Origin of the sequence: Micromonospora sp. U56 (assembly GCF_018070095.1) — a bacterium.
GTDB classification, from domain to species: Bacteria; Actinomycetota; Actinomycetes; order Mycobacteriales; family Micromonosporaceae; genus Micromonospora; species Micromonospora purpureochromogenes.
In genome coordinates this window covers 1-1,670 of the sequence record NZ_JAGPYL010000241.1, presented here as the reverse complement: position 1 = coordinate 1,670, position 1,670 = coordinate 1, and the positions used below count along the sequence as shown (strand labels likewise).

The following is a 1,670-nucleotide window of genomic DNA, read 5'->3' as shown; positions in this document are numbered from 1 at the left end:
ACCACAAGGTGAAGCAGATCCTGCAGGACCGAACCGATCGCCACCGGACCAGACTGCCGGTCCAGGACTCCAGCCCAGCCACCGCTGGCCGGAGAGCGAATTATCCGAACGGCTCAGCTACGAGCAACGAGTAGGAAGCAGGATGATCCGGTGCTGAAGGCGTGTCTCAACGGCGGCCGGGGCCGCGACGAGCACCCCGGCGTGCCGGTCACCCCGGCCGAGCTGGCCGCCGACGCGACCCGCTGCGCCGACCTCGGGGTGGCCGCCGTGCACGTCCACCCCCGCGACGTCTCGGGCGTGGAGTCGATGGCGCCGGCGGTGATCGCCGACGCGGTGACCGCCGTCCGGGCCGCCCGTCCGGGGCTCTCCGTCGGGGTGAGCACCGGGGCGTGGATCGAGCCGGACCCGGCCGCCCGGGTCGCCGCCGTACGGGCCTGGACGGTGCTGCCCGATTTCGCCTCGGTCAACGTGCACGAGGAGGGGGCGGGGGCGGTCGCCGCCGCGCTGCACGAGCGGAGCGTGCTGGTCGAGGCCGGCCTCTGGACCCCGCAGGCCGTCCGCGCCCACCAGGGGTGGCGGGTGCCGGTCGGGCGGATCCTCGTCGAGTGCACCCCGGACGATTCGACCCGGGCACTGGCAGACGCCGACGCCATGCTCGCGCTGCTCGCCCCGGCTGGCCCGCCGGTCCTGCTGCACGGCGAGGGCGCCGCCGCCTGGCCGGTGCTCGCCGAGGCGGTACGCCGGGGCCTGGACACCCGGATCGGCCTGGAGGACAGCCTGGGCCTCCCGGACGGCGCTCCCGCCCCCGACAACGCCGCCCTGGTGGCCGCCGCCCGTGCGCTCGGCGCCTCCTGACCCCGCGCCCTCGCCGCCGGCTGACCCCGCCCTCGACCCCTCCGGATCCCGCGCTCCCGGTGGCCCCCGCCGGGGCCCTGAGCAGGTCCGGAAGGCGACGCGCACCCCGGCTCGCCGGGTCGTTTGTCCGCTGCTGTCCGTCATGCCATCAGCAGCCGGTGACGAGTCAACTTCGCTCCGTTCGGGGGGTTTGATCATGACTTCTTGACCGAACGGCCCTCGGCGACCTAGCCTCGCCCTACAGGCTCACATTGCCCGACCAGCGCAGGCTAAGCGCACAACATAGATCGCGTAACAGAACAGCATCACTTTGGCCAGCTCCACCGGCCTTTGACGGTCGCTCCGGACAGCCGGTCCGGAGCCGATCCGACAACTGCACCCGGCGGTCGACGATGCCCTGCGGGGCACCGCCGACGGAGAGCTGTACCCGCGGCCAGCCGCTCGGTCGGGCGTCCAGGGCCGTGGAGGCGCGTGCCCGCCGGCACGAACCTCCACGGTGTCGACGTTCAGGGGAGGCGGCCATGGCGGGGCGGCACAGGGACCACGGGTCCCCAGGGGGTGTCGGCGGTCGGGGGTCGGCCGGTGGCGTAGGGCGGTCCGACCTCGCGCGCGAGACTGCCGGGGCGCCGAGATGAGCGGCGTCGAGGTGGTGCTGCTCGTCGCCGTGTTGCTGCTGGCGGTGGTCGTGGTGGGCGCGGTGCTCTTCGGCGTCCGGGCGATCCGCGGCTTCCGCGCGGCCCCGGCCCCGGAGGACCCGGCCTTCATCGCCGAGAAGGACCGCCAGGAGCAGTCCCTGGCGGGGCGGCGGGGCGCGG

General features: G+C 74.7%; 1 protein-coding gene and 1 pseudogene. Both read left to right on the top strand.

Annotated elements, in window-relative coordinates:
• The first annotated feature begins 150 nt into the window (after window positions 1-150).
• Window positions 151-855: a 3-keto-5-aminohexanoate cleavage protein gene (locus KBX37_RS33745; RefSeq protein WP_210779869.1), complete on the top strand. Its 705-nt coding sequence runs from the start codon at window positions 151-153 to the stop codon at window positions 853-855.
• A gap of 631 nt (window positions 856-1,486) precedes the next feature.
• A pseudogene (locus KBX37_RS33740) lies at window positions 1,487-1,670 on the top strand (ribonuclease Y); the annotation flags it as partial.